25 protein-coding genes are annotated in these 26,294 nt (G+C 28.4%); 13 read left to right on the forward strand and 12 right to left on the reverse strand.

Features of this window, described 5'->3' with window-relative positions:
* Positions 1–222: 222 nt before the first annotated feature.
* The 4 genes from BT997_RS06820 to BT997_RS06835 all read left to right on the forward strand — a co-directional run bounded on the left by BT997_RS06820 (position 223) and on the right by BT997_RS06835 (position 3,597).
* On the forward strand, positions 223–531 hold the full coding sequence (locus tag BT997_RS06820; protein ID WP_072680701.1) for a hypothetical protein: 309 nt from the start codon (positions 223–225) through the stop codon (positions 529–531).
* A gap of 421 nt (positions 532–952) precedes the next feature.
* Complete coding sequence (locus BT997_RS06825) at positions 953–2,785, forward strand: SLC13 family permease (RefSeq protein WP_072680702.1); 1,833 nt, start codon at positions 953–955, stop codon at positions 2,783–2,785.
* Positions 2,786–2,838: 53 nt separating this feature from the next.
* A complete protein-coding gene (locus BT997_RS06830) occupies positions 2,839–3,228 on the forward strand; it encodes a hypothetical protein (protein ID WP_072680703.1) in 390 nt (129 codons plus the stop codon).
* Between the two features lie 21 nt (positions 3,229–3,249).
* Positions 3,250–3,597 carry a rhodanese-like domain-containing protein gene (locus tag BT997_RS06835; RefSeq protein WP_258239440.1) on the forward strand — a complete coding sequence of 116 codons (348 nt, stop codon included), beginning with the start codon at positions 3,250–3,252 and terminating at the stop codon, positions 3,595–3,597.
* A 21-nt stretch (positions 3,598–3,618) separates the two neighbouring features.
* Here BT997_RS06835 and BT997_RS06840 read toward each other — a convergent pair whose 3' ends face one another.
* The 3 genes from BT997_RS06840 to BT997_RS06850 form a co-directional block, all read right to left on the reverse strand.
* Positions 3,619–5,316, reverse strand: coding sequence for a YdiU family protein (locus BT997_RS06840; protein WP_072680704.1), 1,698 nt, complete (start codon positions 5,314–5,316; stop codon positions 3,619–3,621).
* A gap of 113 nt (positions 5,317–5,429) precedes the next feature.
* A complete protein-coding gene (locus BT997_RS06845; RefSeq protein ID WP_072680705.1) occupies positions 5,430–5,705 on the reverse strand; it encodes a helix-turn-helix domain-containing protein in 276 nt (91 codons plus the stop codon).
* Positions 5,698–6,042, reverse strand: a complete 345-nt coding sequence (locus BT997_RS06850) for a type II toxin-antitoxin system RelE/ParE family toxin (RefSeq protein ID WP_072680706.1) — start codon at positions 6,040–6,042, stop codon at positions 5,698–5,700. The genes BT997_RS06845 and BT997_RS06850 overlap by 8 nt, the downstream gene beginning before the upstream one ends.
* A gap of 241 nt (positions 6,043–6,283) precedes the next feature.
* On the opposite strand from BT997_RS06850, the gene BT997_RS06855 reads away from it, so the two are divergent.
* Positions 6,284–6,532, forward strand: coding sequence for a type II toxin-antitoxin system HicA family toxin (locus BT997_RS06855; protein ID WP_072680707.1), 249 nt, complete (start codon positions 6,284–6,286; stop codon positions 6,530–6,532).
* The gene (locus BT997_RS06860) at positions 6,533–6,877 is read left to right on the forward strand and encodes a type II toxin-antitoxin system HicB family antitoxin (RefSeq protein WP_072680708.1); all 345 of its coding nucleotides are present in this window, start codon (positions 6,533–6,535) and stop codon (positions 6,875–6,877) included.
* A gap of 49 nt (positions 6,878–6,926) precedes the next feature.
* On the opposite strand, the gene dinD is transcribed toward BT997_RS06860, so the two are convergent.
* The 6 genes from dinD to BT997_RS06890 all read right to left on the reverse strand — a co-directional run bounded on the left by dinD (position 6,927) and on the right by BT997_RS06890 (position 15,464).
* Positions 6,927–7,784, reverse strand: a complete 858-nt coding sequence (dinD, locus tag BT997_RS06865) for a DNA damage-inducible protein D (RefSeq protein ID WP_072680709.1) — start codon at positions 7,782–7,784, stop codon at positions 6,927–6,929.
* A gap of 74 nt (positions 7,785–7,858) precedes the next feature.
* Complete coding sequence (locus BT997_RS06870) at positions 7,859–9,343, reverse strand: DUF2779 domain-containing protein (protein ID WP_083568595.1); 1,485 nt, start codon at positions 9,341–9,343, stop codon at positions 7,859–7,861.
* A gap of 1 nt (position 9,344) precedes the next feature.
* Complete coding sequence (locus tag BT997_RS06875; protein ID WP_072680710.1) at positions 9,345–10,154, reverse strand: hypothetical protein; 810 nt, start codon at positions 10,152–10,154, stop codon at positions 9,345–9,347.
* Between the two features lie 14 nt (positions 10,155–10,168).
* Positions 10,169–11,863, reverse strand: a complete 1,695-nt coding sequence (locus BT997_RS06880) for an ATP-dependent endonuclease (RefSeq protein ID WP_072680711.1) — start codon at positions 11,861–11,863, stop codon at positions 10,169–10,171.
* Positions 11,864–11,959: 96 nt separating this feature from the next.
* Positions 11,960–14,329 (reverse strand): AAA family ATPase, encoded by a 2,370-nt coding sequence (locus BT997_RS06885; RefSeq protein ID WP_072680712.1) that lies wholly within the window; start codon positions 14,327–14,329, stop codon positions 11,960–11,962.
* A complete protein-coding gene (locus tag BT997_RS06890) occupies positions 14,316–15,464 on the reverse strand; it encodes a metallophosphoesterase (protein ID WP_072680713.1) in 1,149 nt (382 codons plus the stop codon). Before BT997_RS06890 ends, BT997_RS06885 begins: the two co-directional genes overlap by 14 nt.
* Positions 15,465–15,629: 165 nt before the next feature.
* Between BT997_RS06890 and BT997_RS06895 the strand changes: the two genes are divergently transcribed.
* Positions 15,630–15,959 carry a hypothetical protein gene (locus BT997_RS06895; protein WP_072680714.1) on the forward strand — a complete coding sequence of 110 codons (330 nt, stop codon included), beginning with the start codon at positions 15,630–15,632 and terminating at the stop codon, positions 15,957–15,959.
* Here the strand turns inward: BT997_RS06895 and BT997_RS06900 are convergent.
* From BT997_RS06900 to BT997_RS06910, 3 genes are all read right to left on the reverse strand, one after another.
* On the reverse strand, positions 15,951–17,195 hold the full coding sequence (locus BT997_RS06900; protein WP_072680715.1) for a ComEC/Rec2 family competence protein: 1,245 nt from the start codon (positions 17,193–17,195) through the stop codon (positions 15,951–15,953). The two genes, BT997_RS06895 and BT997_RS06900, sit on opposite strands and share 9 nt — an antisense overlap.
* Positions 17,196–17,259: 64 nt before the next feature.
* Complete coding sequence (gene ovoA, locus BT997_RS06905; RefSeq protein ID WP_072680716.1) at positions 17,260–19,371, reverse strand: 5-histidylcysteine sulfoxide synthase; 2,112 nt, start codon at positions 19,369–19,371, stop codon at positions 17,260–17,262.
* 66 nt (positions 19,372–19,437) lie between these two features.
* Complete coding sequence (locus BT997_RS06910; RefSeq protein WP_072680717.1) at positions 19,438–19,917, reverse strand: RraA family protein; 480 nt, start codon at positions 19,915–19,917, stop codon at positions 19,438–19,440.
* Positions 19,918–20,035: 118 nt separating this feature from the next.
* On the opposite strand from BT997_RS06910, the gene BT997_RS06915 reads away from it, so the two are divergent.
* The 6 genes from BT997_RS06915 to BT997_RS06940 all read left to right on the forward strand — a co-directional run bounded on the left by BT997_RS06915 (position 20,036) and on the right by BT997_RS06940 (position 26,199).
* Entirely contained in the window at positions 20,036–21,040 is a 1,005-nt protein-coding gene (locus BT997_RS06915; RefSeq protein WP_072680718.1) for a tetratricopeptide repeat protein, read from the forward strand.
* A 58-nt stretch (positions 21,041–21,098) separates the two neighbouring features.
* A complete protein-coding gene (locus tag BT997_RS06920) occupies positions 21,099–21,476 on the forward strand; it encodes a DUF302 domain-containing protein (protein ID WP_072680719.1) in 378 nt (125 codons plus the stop codon).
* Positions 21,477–21,628: 152 nt separating this feature from the next.
* A complete protein-coding gene (glmS, locus tag BT997_RS06925) occupies positions 21,629–22,042 on the forward strand; it encodes a methylaspartate mutase subunit S (protein WP_072680720.1) in 414 nt (137 codons plus the stop codon).
* Positions 22,042–23,406 carry a methylaspartate mutase gene (locus tag BT997_RS06930; RefSeq protein ID WP_072680721.1) on the forward strand — a complete coding sequence of 455 codons (1,365 nt, stop codon included), beginning with the start codon at positions 22,042–22,044 and terminating at the stop codon, positions 23,404–23,406. The genes glmS and BT997_RS06930 overlap by 1 nt, the downstream gene beginning before the upstream one ends.
* A complete protein-coding gene (locus BT997_RS06935; protein ID WP_072680722.1) occupies positions 23,403–24,602 on the forward strand; it encodes a glutamate mutase L in 1,200 nt (399 codons plus the stop codon). The genes BT997_RS06930 and BT997_RS06935 overlap by 4 nt, the downstream gene beginning before the upstream one ends.
* 19 nt (positions 24,603–24,621) lie before the next feature.
* On the forward strand, positions 24,622–26,199 hold the full coding sequence (locus BT997_RS06940) for an AMP-binding protein (RefSeq protein ID WP_072680723.1): 1,578 nt from the start codon (positions 24,622–24,624) through the stop codon (positions 26,197–26,199).
* Positions 26,200–26,294 lie beyond the last annotated feature (95 nt).

Consider the following 26,294-nt stretch of genomic DNA (forward strand, 5'->3'; position numbering starts at 1 on the left):
TTTATAAAAAAAATCCAAATAACAATCCTAACAATTTTTTATCAAACCTCCTAATTAGTCTTATCATAACTTTTTCAAAAAACTTTTTAAAACTTCTCTTTAAGTACCTAAAAAATGAATTTGTTTTTCACAATAAATTTATTTCAAAATGTTATAACAATTTGAGATAATTTTAAGCTTGATTTTGTATAATTCGCACCCAAAAAATCAAATAGGAGAAAAATGAGAATAACAATCACAAGCCACGAGTTTGACGCAATCCAAAAAATATTAGTACAAAATGATACATCGTTATATAATAGATTTAACGAAGAGTTTAAAAAATCGATTTTATCATGTACACCAAAGAAAATAAAAGCCACAAATAAAGCAAATATGGCAAAAAGAAAAAAAAGTAGAAATGCAATAACAAATGCAGTAAATATGTTAAGATTTGAAGATAAAAAAATCACAGTTTATAGTGTCGCTAAAACAGCAGAAATTAGCTATAACACTGCAAAACAATACAAAGATTTTATTCTCGCACAATAAAATACAAATACAAATTTACAAATAAACTTCTATACAAAAAAAGGAAGTTTATTTTGTATCTTTCAAAATGATATAATAAAATGAAACTATAGACCACTTAACAAATAGGCTTAAAAAGCCGTTTTTTAGACGCATACAAATTGTAATATTTCAAAATGATATAACAATATTTTAGTTTTTAAACTTTTTATTTAGAATTGTCACAAGCTCTAAATAGCTTGTTTTATTTTATAAATCTTTACTTTTTTTCAATATGATATATCAAAATGAAAGAAAACAAGTTTTATAGTAGAACCTATAGAAAGTAAATATTTTGATATTTACAAAATGTAATATTTCAAAATGATATAACCTACTCTATCAAAAAATTTAATAATATATAATTTGATATAATAAAAATAATATATAAAAAAGGTATTTTATGGAATTGATCACGTCTACTAATAATCACTCTATAGCAGTGATGTTATTGACAGCTTTAGCACTATTTTTATTTACACGTGAAAAGATTCCCTTGGAAACTTCTAGTCTTTTTATTATCGTTGCATTAACTGTAGGTTTTACAATTTTTCCTTATGAGTATGAAAATACACAAATCCATGCTTTAGATTTTTTCTCTGGCTTTGGACATGAAGCGTTAATAGCTGTTTGCGCTTTAATGATTGCAGGGCAAGGATTAGTAAGAACTGGTGCATTAGAGCCCGTAGGAAGAGTATTATCAAGACTATGGGGCAGCTATCCTAAGCTATCTCTACTTCTTACTTTAATAGTAGGTGCGACATTAAGTGCCTTTGTAAACAATGTACCTATTGTAATTTTATTATTACCAATCTTGACCGCTGTTTCTATAAAAACAAAGAGTTCTGCTTCAAAAGTTTTGATGCCTATGGGATTTGCTACATTAATAGGTGGGATGAGTACTACTATTGGAACATCTACAAATTTATTAGTTGTTTCAGTTGCGGTAGATATGGGAATGAAAGACTTTGGTATGTTTGACTTTTTTCTTCCAGTTTTAATTGCAGGTTCATTTGCCATGCTTTACTTATGGTTAATCGTTCCTTATTTTATAAAAGAGAGACAAGCACCACTTACTGATACTTCACCTAGAGTATTTACTGCAAAATTGATGATTTCGGAAGATTCTAATTCAAAAGATCAACCACTAAACGAACTAATTGAAAAAACTGATGGGATGATGAAAGTTCTAAGAATCCATAGAAACAACACGGATATGTATATTTTGCCAAATTCAAATACAATAATCAAAGCTGAAGATATGTTAGTAGTAGAAGATACTCCTGAAAATCTAAAAAGCTATGAAACAATTCTTGAAGCAGTTCTATATAGTAGTTTAGGTGCAGTTGATGAAGAGCATCCTTTGATGGCAGAAGAACAACAAATAGCAGAAGTTATCATCTCTCAAGGTTCAAGATTAAACAATACAACTCTATCTCAAAGTAGATTTTTACGAAGACACAACCTAGTAGCTTTAGCCTTACATCGTTCAGGTAAAAAAACAGAAACAATTTTAAAAAATATATCAGATGTAACACTAAAAATAGGTGATGTTCTATTAATACAAGGAAAGAGTGAACATATTCTAGAACTAAAACAAGCTAGAGAACTATTAGTTTTAGATGCAACCTCTGATTTAACCCATACAAAACAAGCACCTTTAGCATTTTTAATCATGTTTGGTATCGTTGCAATTGCAGCTTTAGGAATACTTCCAATTGCAATAAGTGCAACACTTGGTGTGCTTTTGATGTTTTTAACCTCTTGTATAAATTGGAAAGATGCTTCATCAGCTTTAAATACACAAGTTATACTAATCGTCGTTGCTTCGCTAGCTTTAGGAACAGCACTTCTAAAAACTGGAGCAGCATCCTATCTAGCATATTTATTTGTATCTGCAATGGATGGCATGTCCACAACCTTTATGCTAAGTGGATTGATGTTACTAATGGCAATCATGACAAATATAGTATCAAACAACGCAGCAGCAGTAATAGGAACTCCTATTGCAATAGGAATAGCACAACAACTAAACTTACCAGCAGAACCTTTTGTCCTAGCAGTTCTTTTTGGAGCAAATATGAGTTATGCTACACCAATGGCATATAAAACAAATCTTTTAGTTATGACAGCAGGAGGATATACTTTTGGGGACTTCTTAAAAGTTGGTATTCCTTTGACTTTTATAATGTGGATAACATTCTCTTGGTTATTGCCTGTGTTATATAATTTGTAGTTAAATATGTTAAAATCAACTTTTAAAACTATATATGTTTCAAGGTGTGATTTGTGTCTATATTTACTTTACAATCTTTAGCTGGTGGTTTTCTAGATGAAGATTTAGAACACTTTAATAAAATTTTTGATGATTGGTGTATTCAATTTGAGAGTTATGAAGATGCTATGGACATCATGCAAACTCTAGAAAATCAAGAATCTATAGATATTGTTGAAATAACACCATTAAGCTATCCAAAATATTTTTTTAATACTCTACAAGGTACTATATACACAACACGTCAAATTGAAGATAAAATTGTTTGTGTTGTAGAACCAACTATAGGTGCTAGTTTTAGAATTGCAATATGTGACCTAAAAACAAAAAAAGTAAGACTTACAAAGACTCGATACAAAACTATACCAAGTGTTGAAGGTGCATTTGCACATTTTGGTGAATAGTTATTAAAAATAAGGAAATTTATGAATGAAAATATGATTTATATACTAGTTGCACTAGCAATTTTTATAGCCTATAGAAAATACACTCAATACAAGGTATTAAAACTTGTCCCATCTCTTCTTAAAGAAGGTGGAAAAATTATTGATGTTAGAAGTACTGATGAATTTGCAATAGCTCATAAAGATGGAAGTATCAACATCCCACTAGATTCACTAAAAAAAAGAATAAAAGAGCTAGATAATACTAAGCCTGTAATTCTTTGTTGTGCAAGTGGAAGTCGAAGTGGATTAGCAAAACGACTTTTAATGGCTAATAAATTTGAAAATGTTCATAATGCAGGGACATGGAGAGCTCTTACAAAAATTTAGTAAACAATCCCTACTCTTTGTTTACGACGAACAACTCACATGAGATATTCCACCTACTTCAAAAAACTCTGAAGGTTTCAATCTATAGTATTTCTCTTCTATTTCTTTAGATTGTTCAGAGTATGGCTGTGTCATTATTTCTTGAAGTTCTCGAACTAAAGAATAATCACCCTCTTTAGCCTTTTTATATGCAGGAACTAAAATCCACTCTCTTAAAATATATTTTGGATTTACTAGTTTCATTTCAGATGAAAGTTCATGAGAATCAATACTATTGATTTGTAACTTCCATTTTTCAAACCACTGAGACCAACGATTAATAATAACTTCATCTAAGTTTTCATTATAGAAACTTTTTTTAATTGGCTCAATATCTTCAGGTACTTCTGAAAGTTCACGGAAAAAGATAGTATAGTCAATATTAGTTTGTATCATAAGTGTTTTAAGCTCACTAAACAACTCTTGGTCAAAAGCCTTAAGTCCAAGTTTTTTAGCCCACATTTTTTCCATCTCTTCTTGCATCACATAAAGAAAGTCTCTTCTAATTTTATTTAGTTCTACAAGATATTCTTCTTGTCCTATTAACAACTGCTGTAATGCAGTATAAAACATATGAAAGTTTTTTTCAGCAGCAGCTGGTTGATTTAAAAATGAAAAATGCTGTCCACCACCTGTCCACGACTGATAACTTGGGTCAAATAAATCAATAAAACCAAATGGACCATAATCAAGTGTAAATCCACCAACAGCAGTATTATCACTATTGAAATTTCCTTGACAAAATCCTACTCTAACCCAGTTTGCCACAAGAGAGGTTAAACGTCTTCTAAACTCTTTTGCTAAAACTATCACTTTTTCTTCTAAACTTAAACTACTATCTATAACTTCACTATACTCACGCTCAATTAGATGTAAAACTAACTTTTCAAGTTCTTCTCTAGCTTCTAGATGTTCATTTTTACGAGTACGTCTTGCAAAAAGCTCTAATTGCCCTACTCTTATAAAAGAAGGTGCAACACGTGTCGAGATAGCAACAGATTCAGAAACCATAATATCAGCATCCCACGAGCGAGAATCATCTCTATACCACGATCTTTGGACTTTTTCTGTCTTAGAAGTATATAAACTTAAAGAACGTGATGTAGGAATTCCAAGAGAATGCATATGTTCCTGAGCTAAAAACTCGCGAACACTAGAACGTAACACCGCTCTTCCATCAGCTCCTCTACAATATGGTGTTTTACCTCCACCTTTTAATTGCATTTCCCATCTCTTTCCACCAGTTACTACTTCAAGTACTGAAATTGCCCGACCATCGCCATATCCATTTCCAGTTTGAAATGGACACTGAGCAATATATTCAGTACCATAAATAGAAAGAGCATATCCACAAGCCCAGCCAAGCTTACTCATAGGTTCTGGGACATTTGATATATCACCTGAAAACATACTAATGAAATCAGGAGATAGAGCTAAACTATCATCAAAGCCTAACTCCCTAAAAAACTCTTTACTATGTGCAATATACTCTGGGTTGGCTATAGGTGTTGGCTTAACAGGAACAAAATGACCTGAAAAGACTTGTCTTGGAAAATAGTCAACTCCATCTGTGGTAGCATCTGGGTCACTGTTTAATGTATTTATTAATGAATAATCAGAAAATTTAGCTATATCTGAAAGTGTTTTGATAGTTGGTTGGTTTTGTTTTAATTCGTTCATATATCTTCTCTATTTATAATGATTTTAGGGAAGTATACTAAGTTTTCTTCAGAGTAAATTCTAACTTTTGTATTAGAATCATAATTTAAAATTTTTTAAAGAGTACTGTTATTTTAAACTATTTGTATCTTTAATTCTTTTCCAAGGATGTTTGCAAAGTTTTGTAATGTAGATAGTTTTATATCTTGAGCATGGTTTTCTATTCTTGATATCGCTGATTTTTTTGTATGAAGCTTTGTAGCTAAATCTTCTTGAGTCATACCAGTTTCAACTCTAGCTTGTTTTAACATTTCTCCTATCTTAAACTCTTCGTAACCCTTATCAAAGTTTTCGGCGAACTCTTTATCTAGTTTCTTTCTTTTTTCTATATATTTTTGTAAATCACTCATCTTCTAAGTACTCCTTTTTCCTTCTTTTGGCTAATTCAATTTCTTTTAGAGGTGTCTTTTGATCTTTTTTCCTAAAAGCATTTGTCAAAATAACAAAGTTACCTTTATGCTCAAAACCAAGAAACCTAAAACTATTATTTGTATACTGAACACGAATTTCAAAGATGTCATCTGTATTTACTAGTTTTTTATAAAATTTTGTAGATACGATATTTGATTCTTCAATCAGTTGTAAAACCCAAGTTACTTTTTGAACTTCTTTTACATTTAAAGAGTTTAAAAAATCGTCAATTGGACTTTTCCCTAATTTAGTTTTGTAAAATAAGATCTCTTTCATAAAATGTTAACATATAAGTTAACTTTTGTCAATATTGAACTCATATACTCTTCCTTTTTAATATATAAAAATATTATCTAAAAAAGCGGATTTGGTTTAAAAATATTTCATTTTGTAATGTTTTAGATTATTTTTGAGAAACAAAGCTATTATTTTATAAAAAGAAGAATATGAATGTTTTTTATTATTAATCAATATAAACAACTACTTGCATTTGTAACTGAAATATGGTACTATAATTATGAGTAAAAAAGATAAACTTTTAATAAAATTCTTGGAGAATCCTCCAAGAAAAAATTTAACATTTAAAGAATTGAGTTCTTTATTTAACTCTTTAGGTTTTAAAAAGATTGAAGGTGCTGGTTCAGCTGTGAAGTTTTACAATAAAGAAAAAGATTTACTTATAAATCTTCATAAACCACACCCAAATGATATTTTAAAAGTTTATATTATAAAACAGATACAAAATAAATTAAAGGAGATTATCTAGATGTCAAATACTATTGAATACAACGGATATATTGGTACTATTGAATACTCTCAAGAAGACAAATGCTTTTTTGGTAAATTAGATATGATAAATGACCTAGTAACTTTTGAAGCTAATAATGCAGATGATTTAGAAGAAAACTTTAGAAATTCAGTTGATGAATACATAGAAACTTGCAAACAACTAGGACGTGAACCACAAAAAGCTTTTAAGGGTGTTTTCAATGTAAGAACAGGAAGCGAACTACATATGGCTGCTGTTAGAAATGCTTTGAAAATGGGTATTTCTTTGAACTCATATATCAAGATTCTTATTGAGAAAGATGTGAAACTATCTTTGAGTTAAGATAGTTTAATAATACTGTAAAAGTAACAGTTCTTAGTTATTCCAATTTCTAAGCTTCATCACTTTTAACACTCAAACTATCTTTACTATTTAAAGTCTTTTTTTCTTCACTCTTTATTTTTCTTTCAACTTTTTTAATGTCTTTTTCTGGAGCTATTTTTTCAGGAACTATACCTCTAGATAATAAGGTATCTCTCACTGCTTTATTATTTGTAATGTGTTCATTTGAAATTTTTGTTTCGGTATTCATCAACTTATCTTTTGCATTATAAATAGTAATTTCAGTTGCAAAATCTTTTGCTTTTAGTAATATTGTAGGCATAAAATCTGCTAAAGGTTTTGATTTATTTATATCCCATTTTTCTTTCATTTCTTGAGTAGTATGATTAAAAAGTGCTTTATCTCCTTTGCTTCTAATAAATGCAAAGTTTTCATTTTTTCCTGTTTGTTCATATATTACTTGCGATAATTCTTTTTCTGTTTGAGATAGTTTTTTTCTAGCTTCTACTCTTTCTTGTTCTAATATTCGTTGTTCTATTAATTCTGCTTTTCTTGTCTGTATTGCAAAATATGTTTGAGCAAAAGCTATTTGTTCTTTTTTACTATCTCCATTTTGAGCTATTAGATAACAAGCATATCTAGTAAGCATAATATCTTCTATCGTTTTTTCAGCATTCTTAGGCATTTGTATCGTTTTCCCGACATCGGCAAAATGATCTTCAACTTCTTGTCCTGAAACTTCGCAAGCTGTTTTTGCTTTAAATATTACATTTTTAAAATTATCCCATTTTGTATATCCTAAAAGTTGTTGTAAATCTCTTGCAAACCAAAAAGAAACTCTATCTTCTGTCTGATTTGATACTGATTCAAAATTGTTTGTCAAAGAAGTAATAATCTCACTCTCCATATATAAAATCCTTTTTTTTCTTATATAATAACACTAAAATAGATTTTTATTAAAAAATATATCATTTTGCAATATTATTTAATAACTTCTTTCAACTTTTCTAATACCTTAACCATCGCCAAAGTATCCAACTTACAATACTCAATAAGCGAATTTCTCATTTTCTGTTTCTCTCCCTCTTCCATCTTACTAATATTTGCAAAGGCATTCATAGCTTGACTTCCATTTTGTACTCCATCTAATTCTTTATATGCTTTTGCAAACTCTGGAACTAAAGCTGGTAATACATATTTGATAGAATAACTTCCATTCATAGATGGTGTTACGTAGTATTTCTTTTGGAAAGGTATCATCAGGTCTTTCATATTTTCATTTATACTTAGAAGATGAATACTAAGTTCTGGATATAAACTTGCTAATCTTTTTATAACACCTTTTTCAAAGCTCATGTTATAAGCTAATACTGTTACATCATTTGGAATATCAGAACAAAGTCTTTTAGCTATTTCAATTCTTGGGTCAATACCATCTTTGGCTAAATACTCTTTATGTTCTAGTGTTCCATCTGCATACTCTATATGAAGTGAATATTGAAATGGTATTTGTTGATATGGACTAATACCTTTAAACTCTGGTATAGCTTGTTGGAATGTTTCAAAATCTAAGTGATAGATAGGATAAGTTAGAGTATCTACGAATTCTTTTATTTTTTCTTTATTTATAAAAGTCTCTTTTGACTTGTAGTTTTCTACTGCTTGTTTTTGATTTTCTGTCATAGCAAAGTCATCTGGTATATCTTCTATTTTTGTTATACCTTCTGTATATAACTCTACTTGTTTTTTACTTCCTAGATTGAAGATATTAAAAATAGAGTATTCAGGTATAGCTCTTTGTATTTTCCAACAATAATCTTTTGCATCACAAACATATGGATTATGACAATGTTTTCCTATATCAATATTTGGTTCATTTATTTTATCTTCTAGTACTATTTCAAACTCTTTTAAAATAGTAGGAATATTCTCTTGTAAAGCTACAACTTCATCTGTAACATCTGCAATAGTAAAAAGCTTATCTAACTCTAAAGTATTACCTCTTACATAAGAGCTATTGATATGTACTACATTTGCAGTTTTAATTAAAAACCCAAGTTGTTTTAGTACATAATATTGAATTGAAGTATCATGAACATATATATCTTTTACTGAGGATGAACTTTTTACTTCATAGATAGAAACTACATTATTTTCATGTATTTCTAATACATCTACTAAGACCAAAATACCATTGAAGTTAAAAGTAGCTTCATAGATATATTTGATACCATCATTTATATGTTTGGTGGTTTGGTCAATCATTTCATCAAAGTTTGTAGTATATGGTATTTCTACTCCATTTTGGAAAAGCTCGCAAGCTAAATCCCCTACTACATTTCCCGTTTCAAATCTAGCTAGTGCTGTTTCATCTGGTGGGGTTAATACTTCTTTCTTGTACTTTTTTAGCCAAAGTGCTTTTGGGCATTGGATGCCTTTTGTGTAGAGGGATTTAGATAAATTCATTTTATTTTTCATAATTTCTTATCCCTCTAAAATAACTATTATCATTATAAAAACAACCGAACATATCACTAAAGTATGGTATCTCCTCCTTTCCTATAGCCATTGCTTTATACTGTAACTTCCAAAGTAATTCTGTCCAATATCTAACAATTTGGGCTAAATAAAGTTGACGATAAGGTGAAACAGAACTGTAAACTCCTGTTCTAAAACTACCTTCTCTAACATCACTAATTAAACCTCCATCTTCTGATGAATGCAAAACACTTGTAAATTGACCTGTTAACATATGAATTATATCAGCATTGTGAACTATTTTTTGTTTTTTCTTTTCTGAAATATGCTTATCAAATAGCTTAACATCGACTAAATTAAACCATAATGAAATAGGATTATTTTCTTGTGATGCATTTACTAAAACATTTAAATTTTCGTATCTATCTCTAGTAGCAAAATCAGATAATATATTTATCATATTCTTATGTATTTCACTATCTAAGCTATTCAAATAGTTAAAATTAAAATCATATTTTTCTTTTATCTCAACTGATTTCTTGTACAATTTATTAATATTATGTCCTAACTTTCTCAAAAATTTATCAGTTGGGAATTCACCATTATTTGAAATATAATAATCTAATAAAATACATAGTTTACTAATTCTCTCTAATCCCACACTTAAACTAATAAAAGACTGATAATATATTCCTTTTTTAGCATAATTTGCTTTTCTAATCTGTGTCACTCCTGAAGCTAAAATCTCGTATGCAAATGAACATTCTTTTGATAATGCATTAAATCTATTACTAAACATATTTACTCTTATAATTAAAATTGTTCTATATAAATTTGGTCATGCAGTATTTCTTTATTCCCCACCATATCTCTTAACCATAAAATACAATCAGCATTACTATTTTGTTCAATACTTTGCGCAAAAGTATATGCTTTAAATGGTTTGTCTTTTCCAGAAAAATCTAAACTAGGATCTAGTCGAACATGTGCATCTTCAAAATTTTGTTGATGAACATATCTTCTTGATAATCCATTTTTTATATTATTTGCATTCTCGACTTTTTCCCAAATTCGCTCATTTAAAGTCCATGCCGAATTAGTAATTTCTCTACCATCTCTAATTGATGTTCTTGTATCTACATCATGAATTACATAATGTTCAACTCTAAAGTGAGTTAAAACATCCTGAAAAAAAGGAATGTTATTTTTAGAACCTGTATTTACAACAAATATTTCTTCATTTGGATAAAATCGTTTTAATAAATCCCTGTAAACAATTGTCTCAGTATCACCTTCAACTAATATTACTTTATCAGCATAAAAAGATTCACAAATATGAGGGTTAAACCTATTTATCATTATCACTCTATCTCTTCTTTCATTATCATTCCCATTAAATAATATTGAATCTGCTTGATATGTTCTAACCATTCCATTTTCTTTAGCCACTCGAACTAAAGAAGAATGGTCTTTAGAAATATCAATCATCAAAGGAGAATGTGTTGCACATAAAATTTGATACGGGCTATTTTCTGAAAGTTCATATAAGCTTTCTCTTAATTTATATGCTATCTTAGGATGTAAAAATAACTCAGGTTCCTCGAATAATATTAAATACTCTTTTCTTGTCCCATTACTATTCCGTTTTAAAAATGTTAAAAAGTTAAATAAAGCTTGTCTAATTACACCATGTCCATGTGATGAAATTGCTTCTTCTCTATCTACCCCATCTTTTTGAACTAGTATCGAATGAGAGTTCTTTATAGCATCTTCAAGTTTTATTTTATCATCACCTTTAGGTTCAATTTTTAATACTAAATCTGTAAAAATACGACTAAATGCTTCATTAATTTGTCCGTTATACTCTGTAATCGCATCTGTTCCAATAATTCTTTCTTGAAGAGATTTTACTTTTTCAATTGCTTCATTATATTCATCTTCAAATTCTTCATTTTCACTTATTTTTTTTAAAAATTCATCTTGTATTAGTTTATTTACTTTTTTTTCTAAAGAATCTTCTGTTTCCATTGCGTTAATGAAAATGGGTGTAGGAGTGTATTTTGTAAGTTTTGAATGTAATCCACCAAAACCATTTGTTACCCAGTCATTATCTTCTATACTCCAAGTAAACTTATTAAAAGTATTTCCAATTTGATTCCAAACCTTTTTAACTTTTACAATATTACCATTAGCTGTATCAACCCATTTATTAATCCAATCTGGTTCACTTGATCTACCTGTACCAACTAAGTCTATATCAGTATCATCATCATTTTCTTTTTCAAATACTCCAGTAATAGTGATAGTATTTTCTGAACTAAAATCAAAAAAATCTTCTTTTTCTGCTAATGTTTTAGCTGAAACAAAATATTCATAAGCATGTAAAAAAGTAGACTTACCAATATTATTCTGTCCAATTAAAAAAATAATATTTGAATTATCAAATTTAATTTCACACGTTCCTTGAATTCCTCTAAAGTTCTCTATTACTAATTTTATTAACTTCATTTCTTCTCCTATAACTAATTATATTTAATATAAATAGTAACAAAACTGTGTCACAGTTTCCGTCACAGTTTTAAAGGATTTATAATTTTTTAAAATTTAAAGCTCCACAATCCTCTCAAACATCTCTTTAATCTCCATCTCATGCGATATCAAAAATATCTGTCGATACTGTTCTTTTATCATATGAAAGGCTTCTAGAATTTGCATTCGTCTGGCTTCATCTTGACTTCCAAATACTTCGTCAAAAGCTAAGAACCCTACGCTACTTGCTCCACTTAGTTCTCCTAGTGTTTTTGAGATAGCTATTCTTAGGACTAAGTTTGCTAGGTCTATTTCTCCACCTGAGAATCGCTCGATTGGGAATCTTTTTCCTTCATCGTAGATATAAAAGTCAAAGTCGTTTGATACTTCTATGTGTTGGTATTTACCTTTTGTGATGATACTGTACATATCTGAGGCTATATCAGAGATTCTTGGGGCTACTTTTGAGTTTAATTTTGTTTTAAACTCTCCTAGACTTATTTTGATTTTTTCGTAGTCTATTAGGTCATCTTTTTTTGTTTGGACTTTTGCAAGTTGTTTGTCATTGTTTTCTAAGCTTTGATTTATGGTTTTTATTTGACCTTGGATAGTTGCTATTTGTACTTTTTGGTCATTTAGGATATTTGATTTTTCTTCTTTTTTCTTGCCTACCTCATCAAACTCTTTTTGCTTTTCTTGGTGTTTTACCTCATCATAGTTTATAGTTTTATACTCTAACTCTTTTTCTTCATACTCTTTTGTATATTTCTCTATGTTTTGATTTGTAGTTGTTAATTCTTCTTTTATACTATCTAGTCTTTTTAGCATAGTCTCTAAACTAAGTACATATTCATACTTTGATTTTAGTTCTTTTTGTTTTTCTATTAGATTTTTATGTAAATTGTCATCGTATGTATAGTCTTGAAGTTTTTCTAACTCTTCTTTGTTTTTTACCCCTTGGTTAGTTACTTTTTCAAAGTGTTCTTTCTCTTTTTGTAAGTCTCTTTTCTTACTTTCACATAGATTTATGCTTTTTGATAGTTCTAGGTGTTCTTTGTTTAGTTTTGTTAGTTGTTCTTCAAGTTCTTTTTTACTCTTTTCTATAGCTTCTAAGTCTTGTTTTGATTTGTCTATTTTCTCTTTTTGTGCTTTTTGAACTAAGCTATCTAGAGAATACAATACATTGTCATATTCATCTAGTAGTGGTCTTGTACATGTAGGACAGTTTGATTCTCGTCCTAGGATATGTATATTTTCTATTTTTTGATTTATATCTCGTATTAGCTTTTCTTCACCTGCTATATCTTGTAGTACTCTTTTCTCTTCTATTCTTTTATCATCTATTTGTTTACTTAGGTCTTGTTGTTTTTGTACTTGTGTTTTATCTTGTTCTAAAAAGCTTTCATACTCTTTTGTTTCAAACTCTAGTCTTGATATGGTATCTTTACTCTTAGTGTATTGTTCCCTTAGACTTACTTGTTCTTTTATAAGACCTTCTTTACGTAAATAGTACTCTTTTAGCTTCTCTTGCTCTTTTATACTATCGTGTAGGCTTATATATTCTTGTTTGATACTTTGTAAACCTTTTAGTTCATCTTGCTTCTTCTCTAGTGTACTTATCTCTTGTGATAGTTTATCTTTTGATTTGGTATGAGAGTTGATTGTATTTTTTAGAAGTTCTAGTTTTGAGTATAGACTTGTTCTTTTCTCTTTTGTTTTAGTATATACCTCTAACTCTTTTTTTATCTCTACTTCTTGTAGTTTTATACTATTTAGCTCTTTAGCCTTTTCTTCACACTCTTTTTCTAGACTTGTTTGCTTCAGTGTATATTCTGATACTTCATCTTTCTTACTCTTTACTTCTTCATCACTAAGCAATACTTCTGCGAAAGCTGATATCTCACGTTTTAATTGTCTGCTTTTTTCTACTAGCTCTTTTTCTATAAAATCTATTTTTTCAAGTCCAAGAAGTTTTCTTATCATCTTCTTTCTATCTTCATTTTTAAGAGAACTTAAACTTGTAAGTTCTTTTTGACTTGCAAATAGAGTATGTAAGAAAGCATCCTTACTCATCTTTGTTAGATTTATGATTGAAGCTGTTACTTCTTTTGCTCCTGAGGTTATTAGGTCTTCGTTTTTATATAGTTTGGCATTTGCACTTAATGCTTTTCCTCTAAACTCCCTACTTACTCTATACTCAAATCCATCAAACTCAAAGTCTAGTTCTACAACTACGGCATCTTTAGTTGTAGCATTTGAGTTTCTTATTACCTCTTTATAACCTTTAGTTTGAAGTTCTCCATATAGGGCAAAGAGTATTGCTTCAAAGATAGTTGATTTTCCACTACCATTTTTTCCTATGATTCCTACTAGACCTTCATCAAACTCTATAGCATATGAAGTATATTTTTTAAAGTTTTCTAGTCTTAGTTTACACAGTATCATTTGTACTCTCCTCATATAAAGAGAATAACTCTTTTACCTTATGCTTTAACCTATCATACTCTTTAGTATCATCTGCATCTAGACTATCTTCTTTTATATGCTCTAAGAAGTAATCCTCTAAACTCAAGGCTTCTATATCATCTATTGTCTTTTCATCACTACTTTTACTAAACTCTCGTTTGATATTTACACTCATAGCATCAGGAAACAGCTCTTTTATCTGGCTATTTTGAATATCTATTGATTGTGTTGCTTTTAGATTTGTAAGTTTTACATATACTATGGCATCTTTAGTATCACTATTATCTATTTGCTCTATTGATTCTTCATAGATACTACAATCAATCTCTTTTTCTCTTATAGCTCTTATATTGATTTGTTTATACTCTACTGTTAGTTCATCTTTGATATCTAACTCTATAAAACCTTTTTCATTTCGTTTATCATTTAGACTTGTTCTCTCAGTACTACCACTATAGAAAACATTAGGATACTTCTGCTTTGTTCCTTTTACTGAAACTGCTCCAAAACCATGCCAATGTCCAAGTGCAACATAATCCATATTTTCAAAGATATACTCTTTATGCGTAGGATATACCCACTCTCCAAACTCTTGCATCAAATACCAAGCTCCAACCGAACAGTGCATCATCATTATATTTTTTTTAGTAGTATCTATGTTTTGCTCGCATAGGTTTATTTCATCTTCTGCTTTTGTATCATCATTCATATGTGGAAGAGTATGAAACACTACATCTTCAAACTCTATTTTTTTGTATTCTTGATTGTATGAAGTATATATATTTTTAAAGTTATCAAAGATTTTTATAATAGGAGAACTTAGGTTTGTTCTTGGAGTTGAGTGATTACCGGCTATTATTACAAAAGGAATATTTAGTTCATCTATTATCTTAAACTGCTCTAGGGCAAAAGTTATAGCTCTGTTGCTAGGGCTGCTTCTATGAAATAAATCCCCTGTATGGATAATATAATCAGGTTGTATTGTTTTAATTTGTTCTACTATTTGAGAAAAAGCATTGTAAAAGTCTGCTTCTCTTTGGTTTATATTGTTTTCATCTAAAATATCTAAATCGTTGTATCCTAAGTGTGTATCACTAAAATGTATTATTTTCAAAAAATTCCTTTTATTATATTAGATTATAACAAAGCTATGTCACAACTAGAGTCACAGTTTAAAAAAAACCACTTAAACTTAACTTAATTAACTAATTAAAAATAATAAAAATTATCTTCTTCTTTATTAGATAAAATTGTAATAGTTTATAAAAAGGAGTATGTCATGGAACTATATGGCGTAACACTAGACTTTGATGATATGAAATCATGTGGATTACTTCCAGATTTATGTCTTGATTGGGATCATAGATCAGAAGAGTTGACAGAAAATGAAAAGCTATTATCATATTGGGACAAAAATGTCCAAGAGCTACTTAAAAAAACTGATAAGGTAGTTTTAGGAAATATTGGTAACAAGTCTGTTGTTTATTCAGGTGATGAAAAAGCAGTAGAACTTATAAAAAAACAGTTTAAAGAGATTGAACTCTCTAAAATTGACTATGAGGAAATAGACCAATGTGAAAATTGTATTAAAGTCGATTATTTAAAATAATACATACAAATAAATATTAAATAAAACAAGCAATATATTTAATAAAACAAAAGCACTTTTATAAAAAATTGAACCCAATGAAGTAATAACATATAAAACAAAAAACCAATAAGGTGTTATTACTTCGAATATAATCATCTTATAATCTAAAAACATAACTATATATTTATCAAATAAACTTCCTAATCCAACAAAATGTAAGAAAAGCTCTAAGGGATAAAATATAGAAAAAAACAGAGTAATGAAAGGTGATAAAAGCTGTTCATAACTTGTATTATAAAAAAAGAAATGAACTATAGGGTTAAATACTAAAAAAATCCAAAAATTAAATAAAAAGAAAGCAAGTATTTTTGGCACATTTTTAAAATATTGTAAATAAAGAAAGATATAAAATACGCCAATAATAGAAAACCATAAAGATATAGAGAATAGATACTTAGGAAGAAATGAGATTATTAAAAGTAAAGTTATTAATAGAGTTTGAAAAGAAAATATCTCAATATTTCTTCTTAAAAAATATACTCCAATAAAAAACATGATAAAAGCTCGAAGCATAGAAGGAACAAAGTCTATTAGTAATAAATAAAAAAACAAAACTACAAGAGTAAGTATTAAAATATCAAATCGTTTATTTCTATATAAAAAATATCTTTGATGAATGTATGAATATAAAAAATAAATTAGCCAATAAACAACACCTACAATAATAGCTAGGTGAAATCCAGAGATTGCGATTAAATGGCTTATTCCGAAGTTTGTATATATTTCTCTATACTCTTTTGAAATAGGTATTGCTAGAAAAAGTGCATTAAATAACTCTTTTATTCTTATATCATTATGCAAATCGTTTATATAATATTGAATATCTTTTTTAAAACTTTTTGTTTTGGGTAAAGTATCATAGTAAATAGTTTTTGCATAAAACCCTTTTAAAAAAGAATAAAAATCTATTTTTGTAGTAACTATAGCTAGATTAATCTCTTCTAATTTTGAAAAAGTACTTTTTTTATCAATTGAAGTAAAAAAACTAAAATCAGCACTTTTTACTTTTAATACATAAAAATCATTTTTATCATAAATATTTACAATCTCAAACTTGCCACTATAAAGCTCTTCTTCTACTAAATCTAGATACTTATTATACTCATAAAATATATTAAATAAAAAGATAGAAAGAAAAAATAAAAATGAAAAAAAGAGTTCTTTTTTAGAAGAAATTAATTTTATACGATTCATAGTAAGAAAGCTTACTATAAAATAAGTATATTTATTATTATATTATAAGATAAAGAAGAAAGTTTTAAACTTTCTTCTTCCAAATACTCATTTGTGAAACTGAGTGTTGATATTTTCTATTTGTCTCTTTTATTACAAAAGGCACATCTAAAGTATCTACTAATTCAAAATCACTTTCTGTTTCAAGATTCTTTCTTAAAGTATCCAGTGTTTTTACTTCTTGATTATCTTCTATATATCCACCAAGCCAGTTTGTTTTTGGAGTATAATCTTCAAGCCATGTATATGGACTTAGAATTACTAACATTCCACCATCATTTACTCTATTTGGTACATCATCTAAAAATTTTTGAGGATAATATAATCTATCAATTAAATTTGAACAAAAAATCAAATCATATCCAGTATATAAATCTTTTAGATTACAAGCATCTCCTTGCATGAAAGTTACTTTTTCTTTTGTATCTTCTAAATCTAGATCTTTTAAAGATACAGTTTTCTCATCAAATAAAGCTCCTTCTGTTGCTACTTTATATGTTAAGTTTTCATATTTTTTAAGTTTTATACCTACATTGATAAAGTTTGCTGAGAAGTCTATTCCTAATACCTCATCAAAAATTGTTCCTAGTTCAAAAGTACTTCGTCCTACTGAACATCCTAAATCCATTGCTCTATCTTTTTTGATATTCTCTAAATAAGGTCTTAATACATCTACAGAATTCTTTGGAAAGTTTTTAACTCCAAAATTGTCTTCTCCATAATGGAATCCACAATATTGTGAGATTTGTTCATCTGTTTCATATACATTATCGTTTAATTTTGTTCTATATTCATTGTCTGAGTTCACGTATCTAAATCCTGCATGTTGGAAGAAGTGCTTTCTAAAAGCATACCTTGCTTCTCTTAATATTTCATTCCCTAAAGATATAAAGGAACCACCTTTCATAAGTGCATGTCTATCATCAAAAGTTGGAGTTGTAAAGTCATCATAAGCAGGATGTGTTTCAAAACCATCAAATGGATATGTTGGAGTTATACTCCATTGCCATACGTTTCCAATTACATCATAAAAATCACCACTATTTGTTTTAAATACATATTTATCTACTGGTGTTTGATTAAAGTATTTAAATCCTATATTTGCATCTACTTCTTGAGCATTTACATAATCGTTTAATCTATAATATTCATCTTCACTAGGAAGTCTTACTTTAATACCTAATTTTTCACTTTTATATTTACAAAAAGCTTCTGCTTCATAAACATTTATATCTACTGGATAATTCAATGGTAGAGGAACTATTCTATTTATTTCTCTTAAAAAGTATTTTCCATCTTCTTTTATCCAAAATGTTGGCATCTTCGCTTGTGTAAAATCTAACCATTTTATTCCATCTTTTGTAAAATAATGAAGTTTCGAATACCCACCCTCTTCTACAAACTCTAAATACTCACCGTTCGATACTAAGTACTTACTTGCTTTAAACTCTTTTATTTGAGATTTATGAAAAGAGAATTCATTATCCCATCCGTAAAAGATTGGATTTTTTCTATCTTTTTCTACTAGAACTTCACCTGCTTGTACACATATTAGCTCATTTTGGGGATAGTTATCACTTCTTTCGTTGTTATATTCAAATATTTCGTTATTAGATAAAAGATTAATATCAAGTTCTCTTAATAACACAGATGATGTTTCTATATGAATATTTTCATGCTCTATTCCCATAAGAATAATCCACATAGGAGATTCCCAGTTAATAGGCAAAGTAAACTCCATATTATCTATTAGGTCTAAAACTACTTTTTTTACCTCATCACGATAAGCTTTAGTTTGCTCATATGTAGGCCAAGTATAATTTTCATCGTTTAAATCATCCCATGACATTTCATCTACACCTATAGCAAAGATTGATTCATAAGTTTTATTTACTCTATGTGTTGTTATATTTGATACATTTAATTTATTCATAAAAAATGTAGCAGTATGTCCATAATAAAAAATCAATGGATGCCTTAAACTATTTGGTTGTTCATATAAAGATTTTTTATCTTTTAGTAAATCAAATAATCTTTCATCTAGTGCATATGTCTGTAAAAAGTATTCTTTTATCTCTTGACGTTTTTCGTCAACTGTACCTGTAGCTAAGTTTATTGTATCTTTTATATAGTTCATTATTTACCTTGTGAGTTTTTATGAAGCATTAATATATCAATTTTATGTGTAGTGTTTGTAATATTACTACACAATTTTCTCTTTTGTTAAAATGATTCCATCCGTATCTGCATATACATAATCACCATCATTGAACTGTACACCACAAAATGAAAGCTCAATTCCTCTTTGACCTTCTGTAACAGGAATATATTTTCTACTACAAGTACCCCTTGCAAATAAAGCTACAGATATTTTTTTTATTTGAAAAGTATCTCTAATATATCCATTTACTATAATACCCTCATAGTTATTACCATGTGCAAACTTCATAAGGTTTTCACCTACAACGGCAAAGTACTCATCTTCTACATCTACAACAACAATCTTTCCAGTACCATCTTCATCTCTTAGCACTTTTATTAGTTCACTATTATTTCTATCAAGCTTCACAGTAACTACTGTTCCACATACTTTCTCTTTTGCGCCATAGTTTGTAAATTCATTATCTAACACATGAGTTTTATCTGGGTGTTCATCACAAATATCAGCAGTAAAAAAATCCATAAGTTTATCCTTCATTTTTATTCTGTATATTATCTCAAAATATAATTAAGATACTCTTATCTCTCACTTTTTTTCTACAAATAAATAGTAAAATAGTATAATCAAACAAGGATATACAATGAACTATTTTTTTAAGATTATATTTTATATAAATATTACACTTCTTTTTTCATCTTGTACTTCAAAACATCTAACCGTAAAATCGCTACAACCTTCACTTATGCATGACAAAAAAATATATAATATCATTCTAGAAGACTTCCAAAATGATAGAATAAATCAAGTTAACCACTTAGAAGAAAAACTAGTTAACATGACAGTAGATGGAAGAAGAGTATTTAATCTTCAAACTAACTACCAAGATATAGATGCTATTGTTACAGGGGAAGTGTTAGAGTCATCTGTATATTATGATATTTATTACAACACAGATACTGATTATTCAAGATGTTGGAAGTATAAATATAAAGATGGTAAAAAAACTAATATATGTAGAAAATATAGAACAAGAAAAATACCTTGTGAAAATAGAGACTATAAAGTAAGAACAAAAGTTCAAGTTTTAAATTATGATGAAGAAGTTATATTTTCAAAAATCTATACAAAAACAACTAGTAAAAACAAATGTTTTAACAATAGACACTATTACTATCCATACTATTATAATAGATTTAACACAAATAGAAATGAATATCAAATAAACTCACAACTGTCTAAACTAATTGCCCAAGATATTATAAAAGACATCTCTCCACATTATATTTTTCAGAACATAACTATTATAGAAAAACTTGATGAAAACAACTCTTTTTATAAACAAATAGATAAAAAAGAGTTTGAAAATATAGTAGAGTTATTAGACAATGGAAATATAGATATATCCCAAAGAAAACTGTATAGGTTAAATGAAATACTAGAGTATAATAGTTACGAAGTTTTTTATAATCTTGCTCTTACATATGAAGCAAACAATCAATTAAAAAAAGCAAAAGATTATTATATAGAAGCAAGGGAATTATGTAATAAGCCTGATGATTTGAAACTAATAGATACAGCTATAAAACGAACACAAAAACATTTGGAAGATAAAATAAAGGCTAAATCACAGTTATCTGTATATTAATCACATTTTAAGAACGAGAATAATAGAATCACAAAAATTATATATTATAGGAATTAAAGTGAAACAGACATTTGAAACAAATAAAAGTGTTAATGAATTTATCGAAGAAGTACAAAAAGTATTACCAAATTATGGTTTTGGTTTACAACACATTCACAATCCTCCAGAGAAAATGAGAGAAAAAGGAATAAATTTTACAACTGAATGTAAAATTTTAGACATATGTAGTCCAAAGATTGCAAATGAGATTTTATCATACGATATATCACTGTCTTGTATCATGCCTTGTAAAATATCAGTATATGATGATAAAGGACAAACAACTGTTGCTTTGAACTCTATAGTTCAATTAATAGACGATTTAAACCCTGACTTAACAGATATGGCGCAAGAAGTTCAAGAAACAATTATTGACATTATTAACGACTCTATATAGAAAATCATAAATAAAGTGTCTATTCTTTACAAGTACTAAAGATAGAGGCTTTATTAAAAAAACACACTTTTTACCCTCCTAATAAACCTCTAACTAAATTTTAGCTACACTATTTGCCCTTAATAAAACAATAAAATACAATAGGTAATTAAATGAAAGTAGTAACTGGCGTTGTAGGTAACGATATACACGTTGTAGCAAACCGACTTATTGATCTTTCACTGCAAGCAAGAGGATTCGAAGTTTTTAACTTAGGCGTTAATACTTATCTTGAAGAGTTTGTTGATGCAGTAATAGAGACTAATGCAGATATATTATTAATCTCATCACTTAACGGTGAAGCAGAAGGTTGGTGTCGAGAAGTAAAAATTTTAAAATCAAAATACGGAAATCTATTAGATGATGTAGTATTTATGATTGGTGGAAACTTGGTAGTAGGTTCTGGAACAGCTGATGATATTGTTCCAAGATTTAAAAACTATGGATTTGATTTAGTATTCCATCAAGTAGATTTAAACACAGGTCTTGATGCACTTGAAGAGTTTATGAAAGAGAGAAATACTTAATGAGTTTACTACAAGAAGAACGAAATATTATATTAAACAATGAATATGTAGATAACTTTGATTTTGCAGAAGTAGAAGAGTTTGTAAAAAATGCTTCAAAAAATCTATTTATTTCTCATAATTTTAAAACAAAAAATAAAATGCTTGTACAACCAAGAGGTGGTTTCCCTACATACAACAAGATGTTTGCACTTTACGAGTTTTTCGTAGATGCTGATGTTGATGTTTTACCATGTACTATTGATTCAAATACAAGATTAAATGACTATGCAACTGCAAAAAAGATGCTAAGATTATCAGAAGAAAATGAAGTTGATATGTTAAATGGTTTTCCACTTATTAACCATGGATATAGAACAGCTAGAAAAATGATGACGCATTTTGATAGACCAATATCTTTAAGACATGGAACACCTGATGCAAGACTTCTTATTGAAACTGCTATTGCATCTGGAATCTTTGAAATTGAAGGAGGTCCTATTACATACCTTCTTCCATATTCTAAAAACTTTCCACTAGATAAAGCATTTTTATACTGGAAATATGTAGAAAGAGTTTGTGCAAACTACTCAAAACTAAATGAACCAATCAATAGAGAATCATTTGGACCACTAACAGCTACATTAGTGCCACCATGTATTACTATTGTAATCCAACTTCTTGAAATGTTACTTTCACTTGAAGAAGGTGTTAAATCATTCTCTGTGTCATTTTCTCAAACAGGTTCTATGAACCAAGATATTGTAATGGGTGCAGTTATTAGAAAAATGGCAAAATACTACTCAAATCAAATTGGTGTAGATGATGCAGATATTCACCTTGTATACCATCAATGGATGGGTGCATTTCCTATGGATCCAAACTTTGCATCACAACTTATAAATATGAGTACAGTTATAGCTACTATGGTTGGGGCTGATAAAATTATTACAAAAACTAACCAAGAAGCAGCAGGAATTCCAACTAAAGAAGCAAATGCAGAAACAGTTGCAAATACACAATATACTCTAAGAATATTAAAGGGTCTTCCAAATATTGTAGATAAAGAGGAAGAAGAAAATCTTACTGCTGAAGTAATGGCTATCATGGAAGCTGTATTCAATGATAGTGCAGATACTCTATGGAGAAAAGTATTTAATAGTATTAAAAATGGAACGATTGATGTACCATTTTCACCGCATATTATTAACAACAATGAAATGATTACAATCAGAGATGCTAAGAAAAATATTAGAATCATAAAAAGAGGAAAAGTTCCAATTCCTGATAGATGTTTTGAATATGAAAAAGCACAATGTGATTTAACAAAAGATACAACATCTATTGTAAATGATATTATTCATGATATAGGAATTATGCAATGAGTAAAAGTATAAATAACAAACTATTAATAGACGTAGGAAGTACTTACTTTAAAGTTTGTACAGTTCATGGAGTACAACAGCACTTTCGAGACTTCAACAAAGATATATTTGATGACTTAACATACAAGTGTGGTGATATTATTCATAACTACCACAAAGATGATGTTCATGTTTGTTCTTCTGCGAATGGTGGATTAAGTACGCTAATTATTGGGATTACAAACTCTTTTTCACTTAAATATGCAACAAATATTGCTTTTAACTCTGGGATTAATATTATTGATACTGTTTTATACAAAGAGATAGAACAGACTTCTATTCCTAGTGACTTAATTGATGTAGTTATAGTTGTAGGTGGTATTGATTCTGTTTCAAGTATTTTTGATAAAAAGCTTTTTGATTATTTAGAAAAAATCAATTATTCAAATATTGTTTATGTAGGAAGTGAAAAAGAAGCTCCATACTTAAAAGAAAATATTGAAAACCTTGTAACTTTACCAAATATTATTACAAATAAACTTCATGTTGAAGAAGAGAATTTAAAAGAGTATTTAACAAATCTATATCAAGCAGATATTATGGGGAAAGAAGATATCAAACACTTATATGATATCACTTCAAACCAAATATACTCTACACCATATATTGTAAATAAAACTCTTCCTTTAATAGATAGTAAATTTAAAGTTGCTAATCCATATATTTTGATAGATATTGGTGGTGCTACAACTGATATTCACTATTCTAAAGATTTAGTTGATGAAAATATGGTTACAGAGAACGAATATGATAGACTAGTATTTAAAAAACTTGGTGTTTATAAATCAAAAGAATCACTAATCTTTGCAGCAAAAAACAATGAATTTGTTTATGAATTATTAGCTCATCTAAAAGTTACAGAAAATATCTTTGATGAATCAGGAGAAAAAGCAACTAGAATACTTATGCAACTTGCGATATTCTTAGTACTTTGTAAAGTATCTACTTATAGAAAAGCTTACGTAAACTTAAAACTAAATGCATTAAACTCTTTGGTATTTACAGGTGGTATAACAAAAGTTTTAAAACAAGAAGAGATAGAGGATATTGTTTCTTTCTTCTATAAAAAAATACTAAATTCAGCCCATAACCCAACTATCGTAATGGACAATAACTACGATATCTGGACTCTTGGTATGAATCCAGAAAAAAATTAAAAAGATAAAAGGAAATAAGATGTCAATTAACTGTATTAGAAATTTGATTGAAGAAGCAGCAGTTTCACACTCTGAAAAGATTGCAATTAAATATAATGAAAAAAATATTACTTATGAAGACTTGTTAGTAAAAGTTAATCAAGTTGCCTTTTATCTAAAAGAGTTAGATTTACCAAAAGGAAGTAGAATTGGTATATACTCAAATAAGGGTATAGACCAAGTTATAGCCATATTAGCTATATTATCTACTGATTATGTACTTGTGCCACTTACAAAACTACTTAAATCTGAGCAAGTAGAATATATAATAAATGATTGTGATATTAGATGTATTATTACTGATAAATTAAAACTTGAATCTATAGAAGAGATTAACTTTGATGGGCATATTCTTTCATATGAAACAGCACATAAAGATATTCCTTCGTTTGAAGAAATTTATAAATACTACAATAAACCATTCTCTCATACGGTAAATGGACATGACAATGCAGTTATTACTTACTCATTTGGAATTACAGGTCAACCAAAAGGTATTGTAATCTCACATAGAAACCTAATTGATAGTGCTAGAGTTGTTTCTCAATATTTAGATTTAAAAGAAGATGATGTTCTTTCTGGAACTCTAATTTTTAATCTTGACTATGGATTAAATCAAATCTTTTGTTCTTTATATAAAAGAGCAACAATAGCCCTTCATAGATTTATCCTAGCTGGAGATTTTTTCAATCACTTAATAAATGATGAAGTAACAGTTGTTGCTTTAATGCCAGTAAACATTGCTTCAATGTTTGATGAAGATGAACATAGATTACCAAGTGTAGAATTGCTTTCAAATGTTAGAGTTATTACTTCATCAGGAGGAAATGTAACAGGAAAAATGTTAAAAGATCTAGATAAATTCTTCCCTGACGCAAAATTCTACTCTATGCATGGATTAACTGAAGCATTTAGATCAACATATCTTGAACCATCACAGATTTGGATTAGACCAGAATCAATTGGTAAAGCTATTCCAGATGTTGAATTATATGTTATCAATGAAGATGGAAAAGAGTGTGCTCCTAGAGAAATAGGAGAACTTATTCACAGAGGTGGATATATTTATAAAGGTTTTTGGAATGCACCTGTAGAAACTGCTCAAAGATTTAAATCAATTGATATTTTAAAAAATGCAATAAATATTGAAGGTCAGTTAAGAGACGAAGTTGTTGTAGCAACTGGTGACTATGTATATAAAGATGAAGAAGGTTATTTCTATTTTGTATCAAGACATGATAATATGATAAAAACAAGAGGATTTAGAGTAAGTCCTTATGAAATAGAATCAGTGGTGGCAAAAAACTTACCTTTAATTGAACAATGTGCAGTTTTCTCTATAGAGAATGAAGAAATTGAAGAAGAAATTGTTATGGTCTACTCTTCAAGAAGTGAACTTGCACCAAAAGAAATTACATTTGAGCTTAAAAAACATCTTGCTTCATATATGATTCCAAGTAAAATTATTTATAAAAAATCTCTGCCTTTAATCCCTAGTGATAAAAACAAAATCAATAAAGAAGAACTTAAAAACGAACTATTAGATTCTCTAGACTAATTTTATACAGTACTTAAAAAAGTACTGTATAAAAAAATCAAAAAAACCCATTTTCTTGACCTAAATCTATTTTTTTCACATTTTTTTTAATTATA

Source organism: Arcobacter sp. LA11 (assembly GCF_001895145.1).
Taxonomy (GTDB): Bacteria; Campylobacterota; Campylobacteria; order Campylobacterales; family Arcobacteraceae; genus Halarcobacter.

What these genes read in the sequence shown, in the direction of transcription:
- BT997_RS06825 (WP_072680702.1), top strand. Translation starts at nt 953, where the DNA reads ATGGAATTGATCACGTCTACTAATAATCACTCTATAGCAGTGATGTTA.
- BT997_RS06915 (WP_072680718.1), top strand. Translation starts at nt 20,036, where the DNA reads ATGAACTATTTTTTTAAGATTATATTTTATATAAATATTACACTTCTT.
- BT997_RS06840 (WP_072680704.1), bottom strand. Translation starts at nt 5,316, where the DNA reads ATGAACGAATTAAAACAAAACCAACCAACTATCAAAACACTTTCAGAT.
- BT997_RS06870 (WP_083568595.1), bottom strand. Translation starts at nt 9,343, where the DNA reads ATGAATTTATCTAAATCCCTCTACACAAAAGGCATCCAATGCCCAAAA.
- BT997_RS06885 (WP_072680712.1), bottom strand. Translation starts at nt 14,329, where the DNA reads ATGATACTGTGTAAACTAAGACTAGAAAACTTTAAAAAATATACTTCA.
- BT997_RS06910 (WP_072680717.1), bottom strand. Translation starts at nt 19,917, where the DNA reads ATGGATTTTTTTACTGCTGATATTTGTGATGAACACCCAGATAAAACT.
- dinD (WP_072680709.1), bottom strand. Translation starts at nt 7,784, where the DNA reads ATGGAGAGTGAGATTATTACTTCTTTGACAAACAATTTTGAATCAGTA.
- BT997_RS06855 (WP_072680707.1), top strand. Translation starts at nt 6,284, where the DNA reads ATGAGTAAAAAAGATAAACTTTTAATAAAATTCTTGGAGAATCCTCCA.
- BT997_RS06935 (WP_072680722.1), top strand. Translation starts at nt 23,403, where the DNA reads ATGAGTAAAAGTATAAATAACAAACTATTAATAGACGTAGGAAGTACT.
- ovoA (WP_072680716.1), bottom strand. Translation starts at nt 19,371, where the DNA reads ATGAACTATATAAAAGATACAATAAACTTAGCTACAGGTACAGTTGAC.
- BT997_RS06930 (WP_072680721.1), top strand. Translation starts at nt 22,042, where the DNA reads ATGAGTTTACTACAAGAAGAACGAAATATTATATTAAACAATGAATAT.
- glmS (WP_072680720.1), top strand. Translation starts at nt 21,629, where the DNA reads ATGAAAGTAGTAACTGGCGTTGTAGGTAACGATATACACGTTGTAGCA.
- BT997_RS06820 (WP_072680701.1), top strand. Translation starts at nt 223, where the DNA reads ATGAGAATAACAATCACAAGCCACGAGTTTGACGCAATCCAAAAAATA.
- BT997_RS06895 (WP_072680714.1), top strand. Translation starts at nt 15,630, where the DNA reads ATGGAACTATATGGCGTAACACTAGACTTTGATGATATGAAATCATGT.
- BT997_RS06845 (WP_072680705.1), bottom strand. Translation starts at nt 5,705, where the DNA reads ATGAGTGATTTACAAAAATATATAGAAAAAAGAAAGAAACTAGATAAA.
- BT997_RS06875 (WP_072680710.1), bottom strand. Translation starts at nt 10,154, where the DNA reads ATGTTTAGTAATAGATTTAATGCATTATCAAAAGAATGTTCATTTGCA.
- BT997_RS06850 (WP_072680706.1), bottom strand. Translation starts at nt 6,042, where the DNA reads ATGAAAGAGATCTTATTTTACAAAACTAAATTAGGGAAAAGTCCAATT.
- BT997_RS06835 (WP_258239440.1), top strand. Translation starts at nt 3,250, where the DNA reads ATGAATGAAAATATGATTTATATACTAGTTGCACTAGCAATTTTTATA.
- BT997_RS06940 (WP_072680723.1), top strand. Translation starts at nt 24,622, where the DNA reads ATGTCAATTAACTGTATTAGAAATTTGATTGAAGAAGCAGCAGTTTCA.
- BT997_RS06860 (WP_072680708.1), top strand. Translation starts at nt 6,533, where the DNA reads ATGTCAAATACTATTGAATACAACGGATATATTGGTACTATTGAATAC.
- BT997_RS06880 (WP_072680711.1), bottom strand. Translation starts at nt 11,863, where the DNA reads ATGAAGTTAATAAAATTAGTAATAGAGAACTTTAGAGGAATTCAAGGA.
- BT997_RS06900 (WP_072680715.1), bottom strand. Translation starts at nt 17,195, where the DNA reads ATGAATCGTATAAAATTAATTTCTTCTAAAAAAGAACTCTTTTTTTCA.